We start from the raw sequence: 23682 nt of genomic DNA, 5'->3' as shown, positions 1-23682 counted from the left end.
ATGCCAGCGCGGAGAAATTACGTCAATCTGCCCGCGCCCTCTCAGACCCCTTGACGGGGCGGGGCGGGAATGCACCACTGGGGCCATGAAAAACATTGATACGATCGACGCGGTCCAAGAGATGCTAAGCGCTGAGGGCTATGTTTGCGACCGCGCGCTTGGGGTTGTGGTTTTCCTCAGCCTTACGCTGGGGCGGCCTTTGTTTCTGGAAGGCGAGGCGGGTGTCGGCAAGACCGAGATAGCCAAGGCGCTGGCCGCCGGGTTGGGGCGGCGGTTGATCCGGTTGCAATGCTACGAAGGGCTTGATGCGTCGAGCGCGGTTTATGAATGGAATTTCCCCGCCCAGATGGTGGCGATCCGCACGGCGGAGGCGGGCGGTGGCGCGGATCGGCGCGCGCTGACCCAAGAGTTGTTCAGCGACGACTACCTGATCGAACGCCCGCTTTTGCAGGCGCTGCGCCCCGATGAGAACGGCGCGCCGGTGCTGCTCATCGACGAGTTGGACCGCACCGACGCGCCTTTTGAGGGGTTTTTGTTAGAAGCGCTGAGTGATTTTCAGGTGACGATCCCCGAGCTTGGCACGATCCGTGCGCCGGAGCCGCCGATCGTGATCCTGACCTCCAACCGCACGCGGGAGGTGCATGACGCGCTGAAGCGGCGGTGCCTTTACCATTGGGTCGATTACCCGGATGTGGCGCGTGAGATGGCGATCCTTTCGGCCCGCGCGCCCGAGGCGGCAGAGGCGCTCAGCCGCGAGGTGGTGGCTTTTGTTCAGCAATTGCGGACGGAGGATCTGTTCAAGAAACCCGGCGTGGCAGAGACCATCGATTGGGCGAAATGTTTGCTGGCCTTGGATGTAACGACCCTAAGCCCCGAGGTCATCGCCGATACGTTGGGGGCGGTGCTAAAATACCAAGACGACATCGCCAAGCTGCAAGGGTCCGAGGCCGCGCGCATTCTCGAACAGGCCCGCGCGTCGCTGGTGCCCGCCTAAGCAGGATGGCTGAGCAGACCCCCCTCGACCTGCCGGACGACCCGAAGCTGGCGGGGAATATCACTCATTTCGCCCGCGCCCTGCGGCGGGCGGGGCTGTCCATCGGGCCGGGGCGCGTGGTGGAGGCGGTGGAGGCTGTCGTCGCCGTGGGGTTCACCAGCCGCCGTGATTTCTATTGGACGCTGCACGCTTGTTTCGTGAACCGCCCTGAACAGGCGCGGGTTTTTGCGCAGATATTCCGGCTTTATTGGCGCGATCCGCGCTATCTGGAACATATGATGGCCGCGATGCTGCCCGCCATCCGCAGTGTGCAAGAGGACCGCCCCGCAACCCCGGCAGAGAAACGCGCGGCAGAAGCCCTGCTGGACGGGGCCGAAGCGCCGGAACGAGAAGAGCAGCCCGAGCCGGAAGAGACCCTCATTGAAGTCGATGCGAGCCTCACGATGTCGGCGCGCGAGCGGCTCCGGACGCTGGATTTCGAACAGATGAGCCTTTCCGAGATGGCTCAGGCGAAGCGGATGTTGGCCAAGCTGGAACTCCCGGTGCCGCCGATGCCGAGCCGCAGGAATGTGGCAGCGGCACAGGGGCGGATTGATGTGGCACGCACGATGAAAGCGGCGCTGCGGCGCGGGGGAGAGATGGAACGGCTCTACCGGATGACTCCGCGCGCGCGCTATCCCAACCTTGTGGTGCTCTGTGATATCTCAGGCTCAATGAGCCAATACAGTCGGGTGATCCTGCATTTCCTGCACGCGGTGGCCAACAGCAAGGGCGCGGGCTGGGCACAGGTGCACGGGTTCACCTTTGGCACGCGGCTGACCAATATCACCCGGCATCTTGCGACCCGCGATGTGGATGCGGCGCTGGCAGCGGCGGGCGCGCAGGCGCAGGACTGGGAGGGGGGGACGCGCATTGGGGCCGCGCTGGCAGCGTTCAACTGCGATTGGTCACGGCGGGTTATGGGGCAGGGCGCGGTGGTCTTGTTGATTACAGATGGGCTGGACAGGGACGATCCGGCGGAGCTGGCCCGCCAGATGCAGCGGCTGCAACTCACCGCGCGGCGTGTGATTTGGCTGAACCCGCTGCTCCGCTGGGACGGTTTCGCGCCCAAGGCTGCGGGCATCCGCGCGATGTTGCCCCATGTCGATAGTTTTCGCGCGGGGCATTCCATTGCGTCGTTGGAGGCCTTGGCCGAGGCGATCTCGCGCCCCGATGATCTGGGCGAAAAGGCGCGCATGTTGGCGGGGTTGAACGCGGATGGCTAGGCGCGAGGCCGAGGGAGCCGGCTGCGGGTCTCTCCAAAACCAGAAGGTTTCGGAACCCCCCTTGATTGATCCCGGCCTGTCACCCGCCTGTCGTCGGCTCAAGCGAAATAGCCGCATCCCCTGAAGGGGCCCCTCGGCGATTTAGCTTGCCCCGCCGCCCTGCGCGCGACCGTTTGGTCTCAAGCAAGGGCGGCTCCGAAACCAGAGGTTCAGGCGAAGGCTTGCGCAAAGGTGCTGCGGTAAGTGGCGCGCAGATCTGCCAGCAGTGCAGAGGCCGCGCCGAAGCTGATCTCCTCTCCACCGAATGCGCCGACTTGGGCCACGGGCACGCCGGCCTCTTTGCCTGCGGCGATCAGGGCCTCAGCGGCCTCGGCGGTACAGGCCACAAGGTAGCGGGCCTGATCTTCGCCAAAGAGGGTGGCTGTGTCATCGCTCTCGATCTCGATGCCAATACCTGCGGTCTCGGCCAGCTCGAAGGCTGCGAGGGCGAGGCCGCCATCGCCAAGGTCGGTACAGGCGGAGATTTGGCCTGACTGGGCGCGGATGAATTCCCCGTGGCGGCGTTCGGCCACGAGGTCGACACGGGGCGCATCGCCCTCGGCCCGGCCGAAGGCTTCGGCGAGCAGGGCGGATTGGCCGAGGTGGCTGCCCGCGCTGCCGATCAAGAGGGCCACATGCCCCTCGCACAGCTGGTTGCAGATGATCTGGTCAATATTGTCGATCAGGCCGACCGCGCCGATGGTGGGCGTGGGCAAGATGCCCTTGCCGTCCGTCTCGTTATAAAGCGATACGTTGCCCGATACGATTGGCATGTCGAGCGCGCCTACGGCATCGCCGATGCCTTTGATGGCGCCGACGAACTGGCCCATGATTTCGGGCTTTTCGGGATTGCCGAAGTTGAGGTTGTCTGTTGTTGCCAATGGTTTGGCGCCCACAGCGCAGAGGTTGCGATAGGCTTCGGCCACGGCCTGTTTACCGCCCTCGGTGGGGTTGGCTTTGACGTAGCGCGGGGTCACGTCGGAAGTGAAGGCCAGCGCCTTGTCGGTGCCATGGACCCGCACGATGCCAGCGCCGAGGCCGGGCAGGCGGACGGTGTCGCCCATGACCATCGTGTCGTATTGCTCATAGACCCACGCTTTGGAGGCGTGGTTCACGGAGCCGATTAGGGCGCGGAGGCCTTCGATCGGGTCGATGCTGGGCGCGTCGGACAAAGCGGCGGCGGCAGGGGTTTCGACCCAAGGACGGTCATATTCCGGCGCGGTGGAGGCGAGTTTCGACAGCGGCAGGTCGGCTTTGACCTCGCCATGGAGGCAGATGAGGAAACGGTCCTCGGGGAGGGTTTCGCCCACGATGGCGAAGTCGAGGTCCCATTTGTCGAAAACCGCTTTGGCTTCGGCTTCAAGCTCGGGGCGCAGGACCATGAGCATACGCTCTTGGCTTTCGCTGAGCATCATTTCATAGGCCGTCATATGCGGTTCCCGCGTCGGGACCTTTTCAAGGTCGAGGCGCACGCCGAGGCCGCCTTTGTCGCCCATTTCCACGGCGGAGCAGGTCAGGCCCGCAGCGCCCATGTCTTGGATTGAGATCACGGCGCCGGTTGCCATCAGCTCGAGCGTGGCTTCCATCAGGCGCTTTTCGGCGAAAGGGTCGCCGACTTGGACAGTCGGGCGTTTCTCTTCGATGGTGTCGTCAAATTCGGCGGAGGCCATGGTCGCGCCACCGACACCGTCGCGGCCAGTTTTGGCCCCGAGGTAGACCACCGGCATGCCGACACCGGAGGCGGCAGAGTAGAAGATTTTGTCGGCATCTGCGAGGCCCGCCGCGAAGGCGTTCACGAGGCAGTTGCCGTCATAGGCTGTGTCGAACCGCACTTCGCCGCCGACGGTCGGCACGCCGAAACAGTTGCCATAGCCACCGACGCCTTCGACGACGCCATGTACAAGTTGGCGGGTCTTGGGGTGATCAGGGCGGCCAAAGCTGAGCGCGTTCATCGCAGCAATCGGGCGCGCACCCATGGTGAAGACATCGCGCAGAATGCCGCCGACGCCTGTGGCCGCACCTTGGTAGGGTTCGATGTAGGAGGGGTGGTTGTGGCTCTCCATCTTGAAGACCAGCGCTTGGCCATCGCCGATATCGACCACGCCTGCGTTTTCGCCGGGGCCGCAGATCACTTGCGGGCCATCGGTGGGCAGGGTGCGCAGCCATTTCTTGGAGGACTTGTAGGAGCAATGCTCGTTCCACATGGCAGAGAAAATGCCCATCTCGGTGTAGTTTGGCTCGCGCCCGAGGATGTTGACGACCTCGGCGTATTCCTCGGGGGTGAACCCGTGGCTGGCGATAAGGTCGGGCGTGATGGCTGGATCTTGCATGGAAATTCCCCGGCTGGCGCGTTTGCGCCCTCATACAAGGGGAAATGCCGGGGGGGAAGTGGCTTTGGCCGCCTGTGGGCTGAAAGAAGGCGATGGACCAAAAAAAAGGCCGAGCTAAAAGCTCGGCCAAGTCCAACAGGGAGGTATGAAGCGACGCGCCCTCAGGCTGTCAATCTTCATAATGGTGAAATAGGAGGCAGGGCTGTTCAAATCAAGGCTATTTAACATCGCAAGTCATCATGGCCGATATGCGCTTATTGCATGGCTTGCGGTGGGGCTGCGGTTCAGTTGTCGCCTTCGACCCGTTCGCGCCATTGTTTGCGGTAGGTTATGATCTCTTCCTGCATAAAATCCTTGAAGGCGGCGACGCGCTTGGATTGGCGAAGCTCTTCGGGATAGGCGAGGTAGACCGGCACTTCGGCGGATTCGATATCGGGCATCACCTGCACGATATGCGGGAAGTCTTGGATCAGGTAGTTGGGGAGCACGCCAAGGCCAAGGTGATGCACCACGCCTTGCAACACGCCGAAGTAGTTGTTCACCGTCAAGAGCGAACGCAGGTCATACATCATCAGCTCTTTGACTAGTTGCAGCCCGGCACCGACTTGATCGCTGTCGGTGTTCTGACAGATCAACCGGTGGTCGGTCATGTCTTCCATCCGCTCTGGCGTGCCGTGTTTTTCCAGATATTCGGGGCTGGCGTAGAGCCCCATCCGCACGGTCATCAGCCGTTTGCGGACCAGATCGGCCTGACTTGGTTCTTTCATGCGGATCGCTACGTCGGCCTCGCGCATCGGCAGGTCGAGCACGCGCTCTTCAAGCATCAAGTCGACCTTAAGGTCTGGGTATTGCTCATAAAGTTTCGGCAAGCGCGGGGCGAGCCAGAGGGTGCCGAAACCGGTGGTGGTGGTCACGCGCAATTCGCCAAAGACTTCTTCCTCACTGTCGCGAATGCGCGCGGCGGCGGCGTCAAGTCGCTTGGCCATGGCCGAGGTGGCGTCGAACAAAAGCTCGCCCTGTTCGGTCAGGATCAGTCCGCGCGCGTGGCGGTGGAAGAGGTTGGTATTAAGCTGTTCCTCAAGCCCGCGAATCTGCCGACTGACGGCAGATTGCGACAGGTTAAGCTTGTCGCCTGCATGGGTCAGCGACCCGGCATCGGCCACGGCGTGAAAAATTCTGAGTTTGTCCCAATCCATGGCCCGTACTTTCCTTGCCCAGCCTTTCTCCTACCTTAATAGCCGGGAGAAAACAGCACAAACCGTCCCCTGCAGGGCTGCCGTTGCGGAATAACTGCTATACAGGTCAGCATCTGTGACCTATATAGGAGGCAATCATGCAAGACTGACGTGCTAGGGAGGGCCCGCCATGACAACGCAAAAGATTTCACTGAACGATCGTTTCGACCTTGAGAAAAGCCCGGTGCTGCTGAACGGCACGCAGGCGCTGGTTCGGCTGATGATGATGCAGTCCGTCCGCGACCGCGCGGCGGGGCTGAACACCGCAGGCTATGTGACCGGCTACCGGGGCAGTCCGCTGGGCGGGGTCGACCTGCAAATGCAGCGTTCAGAGAAGAAACTCGCCGAGCATAACGTGCGCTTTGAGCCGGGGCTGAACGAAGACCTCGCGGCGACGATGCTTTGGGGCAGCCAGCAGGCAGAACTCCGCGGTGAAGGGAAGTACGATGGCGTCTATGGCCTGTGGTACGGCAAAGGCCCGGGGGTGGACCGCACCGGGGATGTGATGCGCCATGCGAATATGGCGGGCACTTCGCCTCATGGTGGTGTGTTGATGGCCATGGGGGACGACCATACCGGCGAATCCTCCACCGTGTTGCACCAGTCGGAATGGGCGATGGTGGATGCCTATATGCCGGTGGTCTCGCCCGCCGGTGTGCAGGAAATCCTTGACTACGGCATCTACGGCTGGGCGCTCAGCCGGTTCTCGGGCCTTTGGGTCGGCCTGAAGACGATGAAGGACACCGTGGAGGCCACTAGTGTGGTGAACGGTGATCCGAACCGGATGAAGCTGATTACGCCGGAGTTCGACATGCCTGATGGCGGTCTGAGCATCCGTCTGGGCGATACGCCGCATCTGCAAGAAGCGCGGATGATCGACTACAAACGCTTCGCCGCCGAGGCGTTCTCTCATGCCAACAAGATGGACAAGCGCGTCTGGGGCAAGCGCGGGGCCAAGATCGGCTTTGCCGCTGCGGGCAAGAACTGGCTCGATCTGGTTCACGCGCTGAGCTTGCTGAACATTGATGAGAGCGAAGCCGAGCGGCTTGGCATCACCACTTATAAGATCGGTCAGACCTTCCCGCTTGACATGCAGGGGTTCCACGAATGGGCCGACGGGCTTGATCTGGTGGTCGTGGTCGAAGAAAAGCGCAAGCTGATCGAAGTGCAGATCAAGGAAGCGCTGTTCAATGATACCCACCGCCGCGTCTATGGGTGGCACAAAGGTGGCGCGGGCATGGAGCATGGCGAAGAGTTGTTCCCGACCCGTGGCGCGCTCGACCCTATTCTGATCGCCGAAAAGATCGGCGGCATTCTGTTGGAAGAGGGCCGCGAGACCGATGGGATCCGCGCGGGGCTTGAGGCGCTGAACGAGGCACGCCGGTCGGACAATGCCGAAGATATCGCCGCGCGACTGCCGTATTACTGCGCGGGCTGCCCGCATAACTCCTCGACCAAAGTGCCAGAGGGCTCCCGCGCCTATGCGGGGATCGGCTGTCACTATATGGTGCAATGGATGGACCGTGAGACCACGGGCTTCACCCATATGGGCGGCGAGGGTGCGAACTGGATCGGCGAGGCGCCGTTCTCTAATACAGAGCATGTGTTCCAGAACCTTGGCGACGGCACCTACAACCACTCCGGCGTGCTGGCCATTCGGGCCGCCATCGCGGCGGGGACAAACATCACCTACAAGATCCTCTATAACGATGCGGTTGCGATGACCGGCGGTCAGCACAACGAGGGCGACCTTGACGCCTACCGCATCGTCGAAGAGTTGAAGGCGATGGGCGTGAAGAACCTCGCCGTGGTCTATGACCAGAAGGAAGACGTGGACCTGTCGCGCTTCAAGGGTGTCGAAATCCACGAGCGCGCCGAGATGCCGAATGTGCAAAAGGCCTACCGCAAGCACAAGGGCGTCAGCGCCATCGTCTATATCCAGACCTGCGCCGCCGAGAAGCGCCGCCGCCGCAAGCGCGGGCTGTTCCCGGATCCCGACAAGCGCGTTTTCATCAACGAGGACGTTTGCGAGGGCTGCGGCGATTGCGGTGTGCAGTCGAACTGCGTGGCCGTGGTGCCGAACGAGACCGAGCTGGGCCGCAAACGCGCCATTGACCAGTCGCAGTGCAACAAAGACTTCTCTTGTATTGACGGGTTCTGCCCCTCCTTCGTGACGCTGGAAGGCGCCAAGATCCGCAAGGATCCGACCACCGAACTGACCATCCCCGACCTGCCGATGCCGGACCTGCCCAAGATCGACGGCACCCATAACGTCGTCATCACCGGTGTCGGCGGCACCGGGGTCGTGACCATCGGCGCGCTGCTGGCGCAGGCGGCACAGCTTGATGGTAAGGGGGCTGGCATGATGGAGATGGCGGGCCTTGCCCAAAAAGGCGGTGCGGTGCATATCCACTGCCGTCTGGCCGAACGTCCCGAAGACATCAGCGCAATCCGTGTGGCCACCGGCGAGGCGCATGCGCTGATCGGCGGCGATCTGGTGGTTTCCGCCGGCCATAAGACACTGGGTCTGACCCGCGCCGGGCGCACCGGTGCGGTGGTGAACTCGCACCAGATCATCACCGGCGATTTCACCCGCGATACCGAGTTTCAGATGCCCTATGACCGGCTGAGCCTCGCGCTCGAAGCGCGTTTGAAGGATGATGTCGCGATGTTTGATGCCTCGGATCTGGCCAAGGCGAGTTTGGGCGACTCGATCTTTTCCAACATGATGATCTTCGGCGCCGCATGGCAGCGCGGCCTTCTGCCCCTCTCGTTCGACAGCTTGATGCAAGCGATCGAGATGAACGGCGCGGCGGTAGAGCGCAATAAGCGCGCGTTTGAGATTGGCCGCTGGGCCGTGCTCTATCCCGAAGACGCCAAAGCGGTAAGCCAGCCTGATAACGTGGTGGAATTGCCCAAATCGCTGGGGGAGAAGATCGCCTTCCGTGAGAACCACCTGACCGAGTATCAGGGTAAGGGACTGGCCAAGCGCTACACGAAGATGCTCGACGGTATTGAGGACCGTGCCGTCAAGGCGGCGGTGGCGATGGGCTATCATAAGCTCCTGAGCTACAAGGACGAATACGAGGTCGCCCGCCTGTTGATCACCAGTCGTGACAAGGCGCGGGCGCAGTTCGACGGCGATTTCAACATGACCTTCCACATGGCGCCGCCGCTCTTGTCCAAGATGGGGCCCAACGGTCGGCCACAGAAGCGGGAATTTGGCCAATGGCTCGAAGGGCCGCTGCGGGTCATGGCGAAGTTCAAGGGGCTGCGCGGCACGCCTTTCGATCCCTTCGGCTATACCGCCGAGCGCAAGATGGAGCGCGCGTTGATCAAACAGTATGAGGCCGACATGGCCGAAGTACTGCCCAAACTGACCGATCAGACCCGCGACGCCATCGTGGCGCTGGCCGAACTGCCGTTGCAAATTCGCGGTTTCGGTCCGGTGAAACAGGCCAATGAAGCCAAGGCCGAGAAGCGCCGCGAGGAACTGCTGGCGGTGATCCGCGCGGGCGGCACCTCCACGGCCAAGGCAGCGGAGTAATACGGCTGTTACATTTCTGGGCTAGGGAGAGCATCAGTGCGATCCTGAGGCCCAGATGTGACCTACGCCCGTGACATAAGCTATGCCCATTCCGCCCGAACTCGGGGCGGGAGGGCGCTCATCCGATTGATGGAAAACACCACCGGGCGGGTGTCCTTGTTAAAACGGGCGGAGGGCTACGAAGACGATCTGGCCGCGGGGCTGGGGTTCTTTGATGCCATGGTGCGGCGCTGTGGTTTGACATTGGATGTGATGCGCGGGTCCTTGGCCGATATTCCAAAGCGCGGCCCTGTCATCCTAATCGCCAATCATCCCTACGGCATTCTGGACGGGCTGATGCTGGGCCATATCCTCAGCGAGACGCGCGGTGACTTTCGGATCATGGCCAATGCGGTGTTCAGCCAAGCGCCGGATCTGGCGCATCATCTTTTGCCGATCAGCTTTGCCGAAGACCGCGCCGCGCTGGCGCTGAACCTCGCCACGCGCCGGACCGCGTTGGATTATCTAGACCAAGGCGGTGCGATTGGCATCTTCCCGGGGGGCACGGTCAGCACCGCCGCGCGCCCCTTTTCGCAAGCGATGGACCCCGGATGGCGCAGTTTCACCGCGCGCATGATCGCCAAGTCTAACGCCACGGTGGTGCCGATCTATTTCGACGGCCACACCAGCCGGTTGTTCCAAATAGCCAGCCACCTGCATGCCAATCTGCGAATGGGGCTGCTGATCAAAGAGTTCCGCGCCCGTGTCGATAGCCCCGTGCGCGTGGCCATCGGCGACCCGATTCCGCGCACCATGCTTGACCCGCTGGCGGGGGACGCAAAAGCGATGATGGATTTCCTGCGCAAAGCCACTTATGAGTTGTCACCAAAGCCGGGCCAGTATCAGGGTCTTGGCTATGAGTTTGAGGAACGGCATAGAGCCGACAGGTGACGACAGACCATGGCAGTTGGTATTTTCGATTCGGGGCTGGGCGGGCTGACCGTCTGGAACAAGGTGCAAGAACGGCTGCCGGAGGTGGATTTTGTCTATCTCGCTGACAGCGCCCATGCGCCCTACGGCGTGCGCAATGCCGATGATATCTATGCGCTGACCTGTGCCGCCGTGCAGCGGCTGTTTGATGCGGGCTGCGATCTGGTGATTCTTGCTTGTAACACTGCCTCGGCCGCTGCGCTGCGCCGGATGCAAGAGGGTTGGATTCCCCGCGACAAACGGGTGCTGGGCGTCTTTGTGCCGCTGATCGAAGCGATGACCGAACGCCAATGGGGCGACAACTCCCCGCCGCGCGAAGTAGCGGTGAACCATGTGGCGCTTTTCGCCACACCCGCGACGGTGGCAAGCCGTGCCTTTCAGCGTGAACTGTCCTTCCGCGCCATCGGGGTGGATGTCGAAGCTCAAGCCTGCGGCGGGGTGGTCGATGCCATCGAAGAGGGCGATATGATCCTCGCCGAAGCGCTGGTGCGCAGCCACGTCGATGCGTTGAAACGCAAGATGCCCAACCCCGACGCCGCGATCTTGGGCTGTACCCATTACCCGCTGATGCAGGAGGCGTTTCAGGCGGCCTTGGGCGGGCAGGTCAAAGTGTTTAGCCAAGCCGAGTTGGTGGCGGATTCATTGGCGGATTATCTTGAGCGGCACCCCAATATGATGGGCAGTGGCGAGGCGGCGTTTCTCACCACCGGCGATCCCGCCCGGGTGAGCGACCGTGCGACGCAGTTCCTGCGACGACAGATCACATTCACCGCCGCCTGAACTCCAATTATATTTCGTTCCGAACAAGGGGACAGACCATGACCCAGAACATCGCCATTCTTGGCGCCTCCGGCTATACCGGGGCAGAACTCATCCGGCTGATCGCTGGCCATTCTTCGATGAAAATCACCGCTTTGGGGGCGAACTCCAAGGCGGGGCAGTCGATGGCCGAGGTGTTTCCGCATCTGCGCCATCTTGATCTGCCCACATTGGTCACGATTGAAGAAATCGACTTTTCGCAGATTGATCTGTGCTTTTGCGCGTTGCCGCATAAGACCAGCCAAGAGGTGATCGCGGCGCTGCCCAAAGACCTGAAGATTGTCGACCTCTCTGCCGATTTTCGCCTGCGCGACCCGGAGGATTACGCCAAATGGTACGGCAACAAACACGCGGCTGTCGATGTGCAGAAAGAGGCGGTGTATGGGCTCACCGAATTCTACCGCGCGGAAATCGCCGCCGCGCGTCTGGTGGCGGGAACGGGCTGCAACGCGGCCACGGGGCAGTTTGCCCTGCGCCCCCTGATTGCGGCGGGGGTGATTGATCTGGATGACATCATCCTCGACCTGAAATGCGCCGTCTCCGGTGCGGGGCGCTCGCTCAAGGAAAACCTGCTGCATGCGGAATTGAGCGAGGGCTATCACGCCTATGCGCTTGGCAGCACGCACCGGCATCTGGGCGAATTCGATCAGGAATTCTCGGCCATTGCCGGGCGGTCCGTGCAGGTGCAATTCACCCCGCATCTGGTGCCCGCAAACCGCGGCATCTTGGCAACCTGCTATGTTAAAGGCGACGCGCAGGCGATTTATGAGACGCTGCAAAACGCTTATGCAGATGAGCCCTTTATCGAGGTTCTCCCCTTCGGCGAAGCGCCCAGCACCCGGCATGTGCGCGGCTCGAACTTCTGCCATATCGGCGTGGTCGCTGACCGTCAGACCGGGCGGGCGACAGTGGTCGCGGCGCTCGATAACCTGACCAAAGGCTCCAGCGGCCAGGCGTTGCAGAACGCGAACCTGATGCTCGGCCTGCCGGAAACCGAGGGGCTGATGATGGCCCCGCTGTTCCCATGAAGAGCCTCAAGAAACAGCGCCGGATCCAGATCATCGCGGTGGCAGCGGTGGCCTTGGTGCTGTCCACCGCCTTGATCGGCTATGCCCTGCGCGACGGGATCAACTATTTTCGCGCGCCGAGCCAAGTGATTGCCGAGCCGCCCGGCCCGGCAGAGGTGTTCCGCATTGGCGGGCTGGTCGAGGAAGGGTCACTGAAGCGTGGACAGGGCGAACAGATTCGCTTTGCCGTGACCGATGGCGGGGCCTCGGTGCCGGTGGTCTTTACCGGGGTGCTGCCTGATCTGTTTGAAGAGAACCAAGGCATGGTCGGCACCGGGCGTTATATCGATGGGACTTTCGAAGCCTCTGAAATCCTTGCCAAACATGACGAGACTTACATGCCCAAGGAAGTGACGGACGCGCTGAAAGAGCAGGGCGTCTACCGCGAGCCCGAAGGGTGATCTGCGCGCAACGCACGCGGGGCTGAGCCCCCGTTAACCCATCCGGCCGAGCCTGTTTGCACCCAAGACAGGAGAGCCCGCGATGCAGACCGTTCGAGAGATCGCCAACGCCATCGTCGCCCGGGAGGGCGGCTTTGTGAATGATCCCGATGACCCCGGCGGGGCGACGAAATTCGGGGTGACGATCCATACCATGCGCCGATTGGGGCTGGATCTGACGGGGGATGGCGCGGTCGATGCGGCCGATGTGCGCCGCCTTAGCCGCGCGCAGGCGGTGGATATCTTTGTCAGACATTACTTCAACGCCCCGCGCATCGCGGAATTGCCCGCGCCGTTGCAGCCGAGCGTTTTTGACATGTATGTTAATGCGGGCAGCAATGCGGTGAAGATCCTGCAAAGCTTGCTGCGCGAGATGGGGCAAGAGATCGCGGTTGATGGTGCCATCGGGCCGCAAACCATCCGCGCCGCCCATGCCGCGTGGCAGGCCGCCACTGATCATCTGGTCGACGCCTACGGTATCGCGCGGCGCAACTACTACTTCCGCCTTGCGGACCGCCGCCCCGCCAGCCGCAAATACGCGCGCAGCCGGGCAGGCGGTAAGGGCGGCTGGGTCCGGCGCGCCGAAGAGTTCATCGCACCGCAATATCACATGAGCGACGCAGATTTCGCACGGAGGGTGGCACAATGGGACTGATCGAACGTATCTTTACGACGGTTTTCGGCGGCGAGCGCAATGTCATCCGCGACACGGTCGAAGTGTTTCGCGAGAATGCCGAGGCCGGGGCGCAGCGTGCCCATGCGGTGCAGGGCCAAGCGATAGCGCAATATGGGGCGGAGTTCGCTCAAGCTCGGCAGGGCGGCTTTGACCGCTTCATGGATGGGATCAACCGTTTGCCCCGCCCGATGCTTGCGCTCGGCACCTTGGGGCTGTTCGTTACGGCAATGGTTAACCCTTTGTGGTTTGCCGAACGGATGCAGGGCATCGCGCTGGTGCCAGAGCCGCTTTGGTGGCTGTTGGGCGTGATCGTGTCCTTCTACTTCGGGGCGCGGCAGCAGATGAAATCGCAGGAGTTTCAGCGCGCCATCGTGGGCACCATCGCGCGGGTGCCGCAGGTGGTGGAGAATATCGAGACCCTGCGCGCGTTGCGCGCAGATAGCCCCCATGTGGCCGACACGGGTGCCGACAGTCGCTTGGCGCTCGCTGTGGTCTCACCGTCGGACAACGCGGCCCTAGACGCATGGCGCCGCAGCCGCGCCTGACTGCGACCGATTGACCGTTTCCTAGGTTTGATTTGCCATGGCTTAGGGGGCTTAGACCCCCTATAGTCCGCCCCATGATTACAGAGCTTGGACATTTCGCGCTTGTGCTCGCCTTTGGCGTGGCCCTTGTACAGATGGTGGTGCCGATGTGGGGCGCTTGGCGGGGCCGCGCGGGCTGGATGGCGGTGGCTGAACCGGCGGCGGCGGCGCAGTTCATCCTGATTGCGCTGTCCTTTGGCGCGCTGATGTGGGCCTTCATCACCTCGGATTTTAGCCTGCAACTGGTGGTGGCCAACAGCCATTCCGCCAAACCGATGCTGTATAAGATCAGCGGGACATGGGGCAACCACGAAGGCTCGATGCTGCTGTGGGTGCTGATCGTGGCGCTTTTCGGGGCCATGGCCGCGTGGTTTGGCGGCAATCTGCCGCCGCGGTTACGCGCGCGGGTGCTGTCGGTGCAGGCGGCGATTGGCGTGGCTTTTCTGGCGTTTATCCTTTTCACCTCGAACCCTTTCCTGCGCATGGGCACACCGCCCTTTGATGGCCAAGACCTGAACCCGCTGCTGCAAGACCCCGGTTTGGCCTTTCACCCGCCATTTCTCTATCTCGGCTATGTTGGCCTCAGCATGGCCTTCAGCTTTGCCGTGGCGGCGCTGATCGAAGGGCGCGTGGATGCGGCGTGGGGCCGGTGGGTGCGGCCTTGGACACTGGCGGCTTGGGTGTTTCTGACCATCGGCATCGCGCTCGGGTCTTGGTGGGCCTATTATGAGCTTGGCTGGGGCGGTTTCTGGTTCTGGGATCCGGTCGAGAATGCGAGCTTCATGCCCTGGCTCTTGGCGGCGGCGCTGCTGCATTCGGCGATTGTGGTGGAAAAACGCGAGAGCTTGAAAAGCTGGACCATCCTGCTGGCGATCCTTGCTTTCGGTTTCTCGCTGATCGGCACCTTTATCGTGCGTTCTGGTCTGCTGACCTCCGTCCATGCCTTTGCCAACGACCTTGAGCGCGGGGTCTTTATTCTGGCCATTTTGGGGTCTTTCACCGGCGGGGCGCTGGTGCTCTACTCGCTGCGCGCATCGGCGCTTGAGGCTAAGGGCGTCTTTGGCCTTTTGAGCCGTGAGACCGCCTTGGTGGTGAACAATCTGCTGCTGGCTGTGGCCTGTTTCGTCGTTTTCGTGGGCACCATGTGGCCGCTGGTGGCCGAGATGTTCCTTGACCGCAAACTCAGTGTCGGACCGCCATTCTTTAACGCTGCATTTACTCCTTTCATGGTAGCGCTTGGACTGATCCTGCCGATCGGCAGCGCGATGCCGTGGAAACGTGCCAAGATCATGCGCGCACTATACCCGCTGCGCTATGTCTTCCTCTTGGCGCTGGCGCTTGGGGGCTTGGCCTTTGCCATGCAGTCCGGACGCGGGCTGTTGGGGCCTGTGGGCATGTTCCTTGGGGCATGGCTGCTGATGGGCACCGCGGTGGATGTGATGCAGCGTTTGGGCCGCGGCCCGGGTAAGTTGCGCCGTCTACGGCGTCTGCCGCGCGCTGATTGGGGCAAGGCCACGGCGCATGGCGGGCTGGGCATCACCATGGCCGGGATCGCGGGGCTGATGGCTTGGGCCGTGGATGACATCCGCGTGGCCCGGATTGATGAGCCTTTTGACGTGGGCAGCTACACGCTGACCCTCCGCAACGTGAGTGAAGTCAGGGGGCCGAACTACCTCAGCACTATGGCTGAGATCACGCTGGCGCAGGAGGGCGATGTGATCTCGACCCTGCGGCCTGAAAAGCGGTTCTACCCCGTGGCGCAGATGCCGACGACCGAGGCGGCGATCGATTATAACCTCGCCCGGGACATCTATGTGGTGATCGGCGATGCGCAGGACGGCGGCGGTTGGGCTGTGCGGACCTATATCAAACCGATGACCAATTGGATTTGGATCGGTTGTGCGCTGATGGCGCTTGGCGGGGTACTGAGCCTGAGCGACCGGCGTTTCCGTGTCGCGGCGGGCGCACGCAAACAACCAGCAGGGGTGCCTGCGGAATGAAGCGGCTGCTGCTGATCCTGACCCTGCTCGCCAGCCCGCTTTGGGCGGTTCAGCCTGACGAGGTGTTGGACGATCCCGCATTGGAGGCCCGCGCGCGGGAGCTGAGCCAAGGTCTGCGCTGCCTCGTTTGCCGTAACGAAAGCATCGATGAGAGCAACGCAAGCCTTGCGCGCGATCTGCGCATCTTGCTGCGCGAACGGTTAGTGGCAGGCGACAGCGATGAGGAAGCGGTGGATTTCATTGTCGACCGCTACGGTGAATATGTCCTGCTTAACCCGCAGGCCACGGGGGCCAATTGGCTGCTGTGGGGCGCGGGACCGCTGATGCTTTTGTTGGCCGGAGGGCTCGGGGTGGTCTATCTGCGTGGCCGTGCGCGCAGCAAAACCCCGACCGAGGCCCCACTCTCGCCCGAGGAAGAAGCCCGCCTGCGCGATATTCTCGACCGCTGACGCCCCGTTGCACTGGCAGTGACAACTTGCTTTGATATGCTGCGGCCAAGCAATCAAGGATAGCAAGATGGACTATGAAACGATCACCTATGCGCTGACCGATGATGTCGCGTTGATCACGCTGAACCGCGCCGACAAGATGAATGCGCTGACCACCCAAATGCGGGCGGAGCTAACCCATGCGGTGACCGAAGGCGGGCGCGCGGCGCGGGTCGTGGTCCTGACAGGGGCGGGGCGTGCCTTTTGCTCGGGGCAGGACTTGGCCGACCGGGCAGGCGGCGTCGCCGATCTGGAGAAAACACTGCGCGAAGAATATGCCCCGCTGCTGCGCGCCATCATCAACTGCCCCGTGCCGACTATCGCCGCCGTGAACGGCCCGGCAGCGGGGGCGGGGGCGAATATCGCGTTGGCCGCCGATGTCGTCTTTGCCAGTGAGAGCGCTTATTTCATGCAGGCTTTCACCCGCATTGGCTTGATCCCTGACGCGGGCGGCACCTATGCGCTGCCGCGCCAGATGGGCATGGCCAAGGCGATGGGCGCGGCCCTTTTCGCCGATAAGATCACCGCGCGGCAGGCCGATGACTGGGGCATGATCTGGCAAGCCGTACCGGATGCGGAATTCGACGCCCATTGGCGCGCCAAGGCCACACAACTGGCCGCCGGCCCTACAGCGGCCTATGCAGAGGCCAAGAAAGCGATCCGCGCGTCTTGGGACAATGGGTTGGAGGATCAACTGTCGCTGGAGGCCGAGGCGCAGGGCCGCTGCGGAAAGTCACAAGATTTCGCCGAAGGGGTCATGGCCTTTACCCAAAAGCGCAGCCCGAAGTTTCAGGGTCGGTAAGGCTAGCAGCTCCGCTCGACCAAAAGCACATCGCTTGCCGAAGGTGCCGGGCCATGGGCCCGCGCCACCACCGCCACCGCGACCCCATCCGCCAAAACCGTATGCACGGAGTTCGACACCTGCGCGATGGTGATCCGTGGCGGGGTCTGGCCCTTGTCATAGACCACCGCGATCTGATCGCAATCATGCAGGGTGTCGGGCACCAGTGCACCCTGAGGGCCGGGGATTTCACTGGTCTTGGCGGGCGTCAGACCGGTGGCGCAGTCCCAGCGAAGCCCTTTGGTCCGTTCTGATCCGGTCATCGTGCTTTCCTTCGTCGCGGGCGGGCTGCTAGCTGCCAAATATCATCTACCTTTGGGGCGGACTCCAGCCGGACCGCGAGAGGGGAAATCCCTCAATGCAGTGCCGCGATAATGCCTTTCCCACCCCGAAAAGGCCTCTTGATGTGAGGGTATCGCCCCGGGGGGATTCCCGTCAAGCGGGACTGGGCCATTGTCACGCGGGGCGAAACAGTGCCGTAATTTGGCCGTAATTTGCGCCTCGGTGTTTCGCAACTGGCAAAACGCTTGGAAACATTCACTGTTTTTCGGACCCATTGCATACGTCGCGAGAAGTGGCGTCGATTTACGCGATTCGGAGCCGGGGTATTCGCACGCCACTTCGCATCTTAATTGTTGCCCTAGGGTCAACAACGTCCCATGCGGGTGCCGTTTGCAGGGCCGGGGCAAAATGCGAAACGCCCCGGAAATCCGGGGCGTTTGCGAAGTCACTGACGGTTGGTTCAGCGGTTCTCGATGTCGACGTAGTCGCGCTTGTCTTCACCAAGGTAAAGCTGACGCGGACGACCGATTTTAAGCTGCGGATCGCTGATCTGCTCTTTCCACTGCGAGATCCAGCCCACGGTCCGCGCGAGCGCGAAGATCGGGGTGAACATCGATGTGGGGAAGCCCATCGCTTCGAGGATGATGCCGGAATAGAAATCCACGTTCGGGAAAAGCTTCTTCTCCGCGAAATACGGATCTTCCAGCGCGGCCTTTTCCAGTTCCTTGGCGACCTGAAGGATCGGGTTGTTCTCGACCCCCATCAGTTCCAGAACTTCGTCGGCGCTTTCCTTCATCACGGTCGCGCGCGGGTCATGGTTTTTGTAAACGCGGTGACCAAAGCCCATCAGGCGGAAGGGATCGTTTTTGTCCTTGGCGCGGGCGATGAACTCAGGAATGCGATCGGGCGTGCCGATTTCCTTGAGCATCTCGAGGCAGGCTTGGTTTGCACCACCATGCGCCGGACCCCAGAGGCAGGCGATGCCAGCAGCGATACAAGCGAAGGGGTTGGCGCCCGAAGAAGACGCCAGACGCACTGTGGAGGTCGAGGCGTTCTGTTCGTGGTCCGCGTGGAGGGTAAAGATCCGGTCCATCGCACGGCTCAGGATCGGGTTAACCTCATGGTCTTCGGCCGGAACGGCAAAGCACATGCGCAGGAAGTTCGACGCATAGTCCAGATCGTTGCGCGGATAGACGAAGGGTTGGCCGATAGTGTATTTATAGGCCATCGCCGCGATGGTCGGCATCTTGGCAATCAGACGGATCGTCGCGACTTCGCGCTGGTGCTCGTCGTTGATGTCGGTGCTGTCGTGATAGAAGGCCGACATCGCGCCGACCACGCCCACCATGATTGCCATCGGATGCGCGTCGCGACGGAACCCACGGAAGAAGTTCATCATCTGCTCGTGCAGCATGGTGTGGTTGGTCACCAAGCATTCGAAATCTTCAAGCGCCTTGGGGGAGGGCAGTTCACCGTAAAGCAACAGGTAGCAAACTTCGAGGTAATGCGATTTGCTCGCCAATTGCTCGATCGGGTAGCCACGGTGCAGCAACACGCCCTCGTCACCGTCAATAAAGGTGATCGTGCTGTCGCAAGCAGCGGTCGAGGTAAAACCCGGGTCGTAGGTAAAGACACCCGCTTGAGCGTAAAGCTTGCGGATGTCGACAACATCGGGGCCGTCGGTGGGGCTGTGAATCGGCAGCTCAAAGCTCTGATCGTCGATCGTCAGCGTTGCGGTTTTATTGTTATTGGTCATGAAATCCCTTCCCGAATGTAGGCTGCGGAGATGCTCCCCGCCGTCTGGGCCTAGCCCCAAATGGGGCTGTCCCGTTCAGTTATACCTGCCGCCCAAAGAAGTGGTGAACCAAAACTTAGGCCGCGGCGTCCGTCAGTCGGGCAAGGGTCTCATCGCGCCCCAGCACCAACATCATGTCAAAAACCGATGGGGTGACTGCCCTGCCAGCCAAAGCCGCCCGAAGCGGCCCCGCCAACTTGCCAAATTTGGTGTCATGCGCGGCAGCAAAGCCGTTCAGTACCTCCTCCAGCGTTTCTTTGTTCCAGCTAGCATTTTGCAATTGCGGCGTCAATTCCGACAGTATGCCACGGGATACCGTATCGAGGTTCTTTGCCGCTTTCTCATCCGGGGTGATCGGGCGCTCGGCTAAGACAAAGGTCGCTTTTTCAAGCAGTTCCGGGAATGTCTTCGCGCGATCTTTGAGGCAATACATCGCCCGCTCCAAACCCTCGGCTTGGGGTGCCGTAAGGGCAGGCTGACCTGCGGCCTCCAGATAGGCTTCGATTTCGCGCCGCAGCGCGGCATCATCGGCCTGCGCGATATGCTGGCCGCAAAGATTTTCGAGCTTTTTCAGGTCGAATTGCGCGGGGCTTTTGCGGATGCCGTCAAGGTCGAACCACTCTTGGGCCTGTGCGTCGGTAAAGAATTCATCATCCCCGTGGCTCCACCCCAGCCGGGCAAGGTAGTTGCGCATCCCCGCTGCCGGGTAGCCCATTACCTGATATTCCTGCGCCCCCAAGGCCCCGTGACGTTTCGACAGCTTCTTGCCGTCCGCGCCGTGGATCAGCGGGATATGCGCCCAGACCGGCACGTCCCAACCCATCGCCTCATAGATCATCATCTGACGGGCGGCATTGTTGAGGTGATCGTCGCCGCGCACCACATGGGTCACGCCCATATCGTGATCGTCCACCACCACGGCAAGCATATAAACCGGTGTACCGTCCGAGCGGAGCAGGATCATATCGTCAAGCTGATCGTTGCGGATGGTCACATCCCCCTGCACCTGATCGCGGATCACGGTGGTGCCTTCCAGCGGCGCTTTGATGCGGATCACGTAGGGCGCGTCGGGGTGGCTTGCCGGATCGGCGTCGCGCCAGGGCGAGCGGTAGAGCGTGCTGCGTCCCTCGGCGCGTGCGGCCTCGCGGAAGGCGGTGATCTCTTCTTGGCTGGCGAAGCATTTATAGGCTTTACCTGCTGCGAGCAGCTCATTCGCCACTTCGGCGTGGCGGGGGGCGTTTTCGAACTGGCTGACGATTTCGCCATCGTGATCTAGGCCCAGCCAGGACATGCCGGCGAGAATCGCTTTCGTCGCCTCTGGAGTGGACCGCGCGCGGTCGGTGTCTTCAATGCGCAGCAGGAATTTGCCCCCCCGACCACGAGCATAGAGCCAATTAAACAGGGCGGTACGCGCCCCGCCGATGTGCAAGAACCCGGTAGGAGACGGGGCGAAACGGGTCACAACAGGGGCGTTCATGGCGGTGGGCCTTTCGGTCAGAGATATTGTGCTCGGAGCGGCGTTTACCGTTTGGTAACCCTACCGGTCCTAGGATTTGACGTCTGTCTATCCAGTGCGATCCGCGGGGGCAAGCATGGGCCTTTGGAACCAGTTCAGCACCGTGATGCTGCGCCAGCGGGGGCATCTGTTCGGCTGGGTGCCGGTCTGTCTCGCCTTGGGGATCGGATGGTATTTTTCGCTGGCGGCGGAGCCTTCGATACCATTGCTTTGGGCCACCGCACTCGCCGTCGCCGCGTTGGCGGTTGTGGCGCGGGCATTGCCTGAGGTTACCGCACCCTTCGCGGTCGGTTTGGCCCTGGTTCTGCTGGGATTGCTCCTCGCGGCGTTTCGGGCGCATTCGATAAGCGCCCCCGTGCTCGGCTGGCGTTACTACGGCGCTGTCGAAGGGCGCGTCGTGGCGCTTGACCGCAGTCAATCTGATGTGCCGCGAGTCACGCTTGATCAGGTCCGGTTAGAGCGGGTGCCGCCCGCGCGTACGCCGAGCCGGGTCCGGGTCTCGCTCCACTCGAAACTCTCCGGCGCGGTTGCGCCCAAGCCGGGCATGCTGGTGATGACCACGGCTCATCTGTCGCCGCCCGCGGGCCCGGTTGAACCCGGCGGATTTGATTTTCAGCGCCACGCTTGGTTCGCGGGGCTGGGTGCGGTCGGTTATGCCCGGGTGCCGCTATTGGGGATCGCAGAACCAGCCGAAAGGGACCCCGATCTGGCCCTGTTTCGGCTGCGCATGGCCGCATCGGCACGGGTCCGCGCGCATCTGCCCGGAGACATTGGCGGTTTTGCCGCCGCCATCACCACCGGCGACCGCAGCGCCATTTCGCAAGCCGCGCTGCAAAACCTGCGCAGCAGCAATCTGGCGCATCTATTGGCGATCTCAGGACTGCACATGGGGCTGCTTAGCGCGGTCGTCTTTGGCGCGGCGCGGTTGATCCTTGCTCTGCATCCGGTATCGGCCACAGGCTGGCCCAGCCGCAGCATCGCGGCGGCGGCTGCTCTTATCGCCGCAACCGGCTATCTCGCGCTTTCGGGCGGGAATGTCGCGACCGAGCGGGCCTATATTATGTGCGCCGTCGCCCTGTGCGCGCTGATGATCGGGCGGCGGGCGATTTCGTTGCGGGCCGTCGCCGTGGCGGGGATTATCGTGCTGACCCTGCGCCCCGAGGCGCTGATGGGGCCGGGGTTCCAGATGTCATTCGCCGCGACCACTGCGCTTGTCGCAGTCTTTGGCTGGATGCGCGACTTCGAGGGTGAGGTCATCCCCAAGCGCCTGCGCCCGGTCGCTGCTATCGTGATCTCCTCAGCCGTTGCGGGTTTCGCCACCGCGCCAATCTCCGCCGCGCATTTTAACACGGTCGCACATTACGGGCTGGTGGCAAACCTGCTTTCGGTCCCGTTGATGGGCGTCTTGGTCATTCCCGCCGCCGTGCTGGCCGCCATCCTCGCGCCCATAGGGGGCGAGGGGCTGCCGCTTTGGGCGATGGGGCTCGGCCTGAGGTGGATACTATCGGTCGCGGATCTGGTGGCGCATCTGCCCGGCGCGCGCAGTTTCGTGCCGGGGCCGGGGGGATGGGTGCTGCCGCTTCTGTCGCTTGGATTTCTATGGCTCATCCTGTGGCAAGGCCGCATGCGCTGGTTGGGCGGGCCCGCGATGCTGCTGTCCTTCGCCCTTTGGCAGGGGGCCACGCGCCCCGATGTGCTTGTCGCTGATACTGGGACGTTGGTGGGTGTAATGACCCCGGCGGGCAGGGCGCTCAGCAAAGAGAGGGGCGCTGGATTTGTTGCCCGCAATTGGTTGGAAAATGACGGCGACGGCGTTGATCAGGCCATGGCCGCTCAAAGGTGGGCCGCGCAAGAGGATAGAATTATCCACCTTTCAGGAAAACGGGCGGTCGCCGCATTTACCGGCTGTCAGCCGGAAGATATCGTGGTGGCATCTGTCGAGATAAAGGCAGCCCAGGCTTGGGGCTGCCCAATCTATGATCCCGTTCGCCTACGTGAAACCGGCGCACTGGCGCTAACCAAATCGTCCCAGGGTTGGCAAATCACCACCGCGAGGGACCGTGCCGGATTGCGTTTGTGGAACAGCAGGCCAAAGCGTTAGTAGGTGCGGATCAACCCCACCAGTCGACCCTGAACCTTAACCTTATCCGAAGGCAGTACGCGGGTTTCATAGGCCGCGTTTGCCGCTTCCAACGCGACCGAAGACCCCTGCCTACGGAAACGTTTCAGCGTCGCCTCTTGATCCTCGACCAACGCGACCACGATATCACCGTTGTCGGCCACAGATGTCTCGCGGATCACCACGATGTCGCCATCGTTAATGCCCGCCTCAATCATCGAGTCGCCCCGCACCTCAAGCGCGTAATGCTCGCTTTGACCGGCGATCATTCCACCGGGAACCGTAACGCTATGCGAGACTTGTGAGATCGCCTCAATCGGAACACCGGCAGCGATCCGACCCATGACCGGCACATCAAAGGCGTGCTGCGCCGTGACCGATTGTGCTGCGGGCGGCGGCGGGGCGTCGGGGCGATCTCCGTCAATCACGCGCGGGGCAAAACCGGGCGCACCGCCGAGGCTTTCCGGGAGTTTGACCACTTCGATCGCGCGGGCACGATGGGCAAGGCGCCGGATAAATCCGCGTTCTTCTAGTGCCGTGATCAAACGGTGAATGCCAGATTTTGACCGCAGATCGAGTGCCAACTTCATCTCATCAAAACTCGGCGGGACGCCGTCGCGCTGCACGCGCTGGTGAATGAAAGAAAGCAAATCGAGTTGTTTTTTGGTCAGCATCG

The 23682-nt window shown here is 62.2% G+C and carries 19 protein-coding genes; 13 read left to right on the top strand and 6 right to left on the bottom strand.

Annotated features, from left to right (window positions below):
• Positions 1-85 precede the first annotated feature (85 nt).
• Positions 86-994: a MoxR family ATPase gene (locus T8A63_RS10010; RefSeq protein ID WP_322343691.1), complete on the top strand. Its 909-nt coding sequence runs from the start codon at positions 86-88 to the stop codon at positions 992-994.
• Between the two features lie 5 nt (positions 995-999).
• Positions 1000-2259 carry a VWA domain-containing protein gene (locus T8A63_RS10005; RefSeq protein ID WP_322343690.1) on the top strand — a complete coding sequence of 420 codons (1260 nt, stop codon included), beginning with the start codon at positions 1000-1002 and terminating at the stop codon, positions 2257-2259.
• A 209-nt stretch (positions 2260-2468) separates the two neighbouring features.
• Here the strand turns inward: T8A63_RS10005 and purL are convergent, their stop codons facing one another.
• Both purL and T8A63_RS09995 read right to left on the bottom strand, forming a co-directional pair.
• Positions 2469-4628, bottom strand: coding sequence for a phosphoribosylformylglycinamidine synthase subunit PurL (purL, locus tag T8A63_RS10000; protein WP_322343689.1), 2160 nt, complete (start codon positions 4626-4628; stop codon positions 2469-2471).
• 284 nt (positions 4629-4912) lie between these two features.
• Positions 4913-5824: a LysR family transcriptional regulator gene (locus T8A63_RS09995; protein WP_322343688.1), complete on the bottom strand. Its 912-nt coding sequence runs from the start codon at positions 5822-5824 to the stop codon at positions 4913-4915.
• Positions 5825-5993: 169 nt separating this feature from the next.
• Between T8A63_RS09995 and T8A63_RS09990 the strand changes: the two genes are divergently transcribed.
• The 10 genes from T8A63_RS09990 (at position 5994) to T8A63_RS09945 (ending at position 17255) form a co-directional block, all read left to right on the top strand.
• Positions 5994-9410, top strand: coding sequence for an indolepyruvate ferredoxin oxidoreductase family protein (locus T8A63_RS09990; RefSeq protein WP_322343687.1), 3417 nt, complete (start codon positions 5994-5996; stop codon positions 9408-9410).
• Between the two features lie 57 nt (positions 9411-9467).
• On the top strand, positions 9468-10340 hold the full coding sequence (locus tag T8A63_RS09985) for a lysophospholipid acyltransferase family protein (protein ID WP_322343686.1): 873 nt from the start codon (positions 9468-9470) through the stop codon (positions 10338-10340).
• Between the two features lie 9 nt (positions 10341-10349).
• Positions 10350-11159 (top strand): glutamate racemase, encoded by an 810-nt coding sequence (locus T8A63_RS09980; protein ID WP_067626719.1) that lies wholly within the window; start codon positions 10350-10352, stop codon positions 11157-11159.
• A gap of 38 nt (positions 11160-11197) precedes the next feature.
• Entirely contained in the window at positions 11198-12226 is a 1029-nt protein-coding gene (gene argC / locus T8A63_RS09975; RefSeq protein ID WP_322343685.1) for an N-acetyl-gamma-glutamyl-phosphate reductase, read from the top strand.
• Positions 12223-12666 (top strand): cytochrome c maturation protein CcmE, encoded by a 444-nt coding sequence (gene ccmE, locus T8A63_RS09970; protein ID WP_067626977.1) that lies wholly within the window; start codon positions 12223-12225, stop codon positions 12664-12666. Before argC ends, ccmE begins: the two co-directional genes overlap by 4 nt.
• An 82-nt stretch (positions 12667-12748) precedes the next feature.
• Positions 12749-13360 (top strand): holin-associated N-acetylmuramidase, encoded by a 612-nt coding sequence (locus T8A63_RS09965; RefSeq protein WP_322343684.1) that lies wholly within the window; start codon positions 12749-12751, stop codon positions 13358-13360.
• Positions 13351-13926, top strand: coding sequence for a holin family protein (locus tag T8A63_RS09960; protein WP_067626980.1), 576 nt, complete (start codon positions 13351-13353; stop codon positions 13924-13926). Before T8A63_RS09965 ends, T8A63_RS09960 begins: the two co-directional genes overlap by 10 nt.
• A 74-nt stretch (positions 13927-14000) precedes the next feature.
• Positions 14001-15965 (top strand): heme lyase CcmF/NrfE family subunit, encoded by a 1965-nt coding sequence (locus T8A63_RS09955; protein ID WP_322343683.1) that lies wholly within the window; start codon positions 14001-14003, stop codon positions 15963-15965.
• Positions 15962-16414, top strand: coding sequence for a cytochrome c-type biogenesis protein CcmH (locus T8A63_RS09950; RefSeq protein ID WP_067626983.1), 453 nt, complete (start codon positions 15962-15964; stop codon positions 16412-16414). The genes T8A63_RS09955 and T8A63_RS09950 overlap by 4 nt, the downstream gene beginning before the upstream one ends.
• 67 nt (positions 16415-16481) lie before the next feature.
• Positions 16482-17255, top strand: coding sequence for an enoyl-CoA hydratase-related protein (locus tag T8A63_RS09945; RefSeq protein ID WP_322343682.1), 774 nt, complete (start codon positions 16482-16484; stop codon positions 17253-17255).
• Between the two features lie 2 nt (positions 17256-17257).
• Here the strand turns inward: T8A63_RS09945 and T8A63_RS09940 are convergent, their stop codons facing one another.
• The 3 genes from T8A63_RS09940 to gltX all read right to left on the bottom strand — a co-directional run bounded on the left by T8A63_RS09940 (position 17258) and on the right by gltX (position 20848).
• On the bottom strand, positions 17258-17557 hold the full coding sequence (locus T8A63_RS09940; RefSeq protein ID WP_322343681.1) for a hypothetical protein: 300 nt from the start codon (positions 17555-17557) through the stop codon (positions 17258-17260).
• Between the two features lie 479 nt (positions 17558-18036).
• Positions 18037-19332, bottom strand: a complete 1296-nt coding sequence (locus T8A63_RS09935; protein WP_067626303.1) for a citrate synthase — start codon at positions 19330-19332, stop codon at positions 18037-18039.
• A 115-nt stretch (positions 19333-19447) separates the two neighbouring features.
• Entirely contained in the window at positions 19448-20848 is a 1401-nt protein-coding gene (gene gltX / locus T8A63_RS09930; RefSeq protein WP_322343680.1) for a glutamate--tRNA ligase, read from the bottom strand.
• A gap of 115 nt (positions 20849-20963) precedes the next feature.
• Here gltX and T8A63_RS09925 point away from each other — a divergent pair, with 115 nt between their 5' ends.
• A complete protein-coding gene (locus T8A63_RS09925; protein ID WP_322343679.1) occupies positions 20964-22988 on the top strand; it encodes a ComEC/Rec2 family competence protein in 2025 nt (674 codons plus the stop codon).
• Here the strand turns inward: T8A63_RS09925 and lexA are convergent.
• Positions 22985-23680 (bottom strand): transcriptional repressor LexA, encoded by a 696-nt coding sequence (lexA, locus tag T8A63_RS09920; protein WP_322343678.1) that lies wholly within the window; start codon positions 23678-23680, stop codon positions 22985-22987. The genes T8A63_RS09925 and lexA overlap by 4 nt on opposite strands.
• Between the last annotated feature and the right edge of the window lie 2 nt (positions 23681-23682).

The organism is Sulfitobacter sp. OXR-159 (assembly GCF_034377145.1).
In the GTDB taxonomy this organism is placed as follows: Bacteria; Pseudomonadota; Alphaproteobacteria; order Rhodobacterales; family Rhodobacteraceae; genus Sulfitobacter.
This window is presented reverse-complemented; position numbering and strand designations above follow the sequence as displayed.

Coding starts and splice junctions, on each gene's coding strand:
- ccmE (WP_067626977.1), top strand. CDS start 12,223: ATGAAGAGCCTCAAGAAACAGCGCCGGATCCAGATCATCGCGGTGGCA.
- T8A63_RS09955 (WP_322343683.1), top strand. CDS start 14,001: ATGATTACAGAGCTTGGACATTTCGCGCTTGTGCTCGCCTTTGGCGTG.
- T8A63_RS09995 (WP_322343688.1), bottom strand. CDS start 5,824: ATGGATTGGGACAAACTCAGAATTTTTCACGCCGTGGCCGATGCCGGG.
- T8A63_RS09980 (WP_067626719.1), top strand. CDS start 10,350: ATGGCAGTTGGTATTTTCGATTCGGGGCTGGGCGGGCTGACCGTCTGG.
- T8A63_RS09950 (WP_067626983.1), top strand. CDS start 15,962: ATGAAGCGGCTGCTGCTGATCCTGACCCTGCTCGCCAGCCCGCTTTGG.
- T8A63_RS09945 (WP_322343682.1), top strand. CDS start 16,482: ATGGACTATGAAACGATCACCTATGCGCTGACCGATGATGTCGCGTTG.
- T8A63_RS09925 (WP_322343679.1), top strand. CDS start 20,964: ATGGGCCTTTGGAACCAGTTCAGCACCGTGATGCTGCGCCAGCGGGGG.
- argC (WP_322343685.1), top strand. CDS start 11,198: ATGACCCAGAACATCGCCATTCTTGGCGCCTCCGGCTATACCGGGGCA.
- T8A63_RS09990 (WP_322343687.1), top strand. CDS start 5,994: ATGACAACGCAAAAGATTTCACTGAACGATCGTTTCGACCTTGAGAAA.
- T8A63_RS10010 (WP_322343691.1), top strand. CDS start 86: ATGAAAAACATTGATACGATCGACGCGGTCCAAGAGATGCTAAGCGCT.
- T8A63_RS09935 (WP_067626303.1), bottom strand. CDS start 19,332: ATGACCAATAACAATAAAACCGCAACGCTGACGATCGACGATCAGAGC.
- T8A63_RS09965 (WP_322343684.1), top strand. CDS start 12,749: ATGCAGACCGTTCGAGAGATCGCCAACGCCATCGTCGCCCGGGAGGGC.
- gltX (WP_322343680.1), bottom strand. CDS start 20,848: ATGAACGCCCCTGTTGTGACCCGTTTCGCCCCGTCTCCTACCGGGTTC.
- T8A63_RS10005 (WP_322343690.1), top strand. CDS start 1,000: ATGGCTGAGCAGACCCCCCTCGACCTGCCGGACGACCCGAAGCTGGCG.
- T8A63_RS09960 (WP_067626980.1), top strand. CDS start 13,351: ATGGGACTGATCGAACGTATCTTTACGACGGTTTTCGGCGGCGAGCGC.
- lexA (WP_322343678.1), bottom strand. CDS start 23,680: ATGCTGACCAAAAAACAACTCGATTTGCTTTCTTTCATTCACCAGCGC.
- purL (WP_322343689.1), bottom strand. CDS start 4,628: ATGCAAGATCCAGCCATCACGCCCGACCTTATCGCCAGCCACGGGTTC.
- T8A63_RS09940 (WP_322343681.1), bottom strand. CDS start 17,557: ATGACCGGATCAGAACGGACCAAAGGGCTTCGCTGGGACTGCGCCACC.